At 44.7% G+C, this 376-nt stretch carries 1 pseudogene; it reads right to left on the bottom strand.

Annotated features, from left to right (window positions below):
• Positions 1-376, bottom strand: a pseudogene (locus R5R67_RS19615) (phage tail protein); the annotation flags it as partial.

The raw sequence follows: 376 nt of genomic DNA, 5'->3' as shown, positions 1-376 counted from the left end.
CGCTACAGCAATCCGGTCACGTAAAACCAGTAATTCTGATTCTGGTGCCGCATCAAAGGTAATGGATTTGCGCTGGAAGCGAAGCTTGTTCCAAAGCCGGTACGCATTAAAATGAGCTTGCCACTTGTTACGCACACCTACAGATTTCACCTCTTTGGGGTTCTTGGCCCCTTTATCCGGTAGATAGATATTGATACGACTATCGTCGGTCGGATCCGTGTATTCATAGATCAGTCCGTCGTAGTCATCCATCACGCCAAAGGTCAGGTCATGCTTGTAACTATCCGGAATGATATTCCTGAAGTTAAACAGCATTACCGAGTTATCAGTTGGACGTTCAAAATAAAGCTTGAGCTTATTATTTTGCCGATATGCA

Origin of the sequence: Acinetobacter sp. OYA S30 (assembly GCF_033599315.1) — a bacterium.
GTDB classification, from domain to species: Bacteria; Pseudomonadota; Gammaproteobacteria; order Pseudomonadales; family Moraxellaceae; genus Acinetobacter; species Acinetobacter baumannii.
This window is presented reverse-complemented; position numbering and strand designations above follow the sequence as displayed.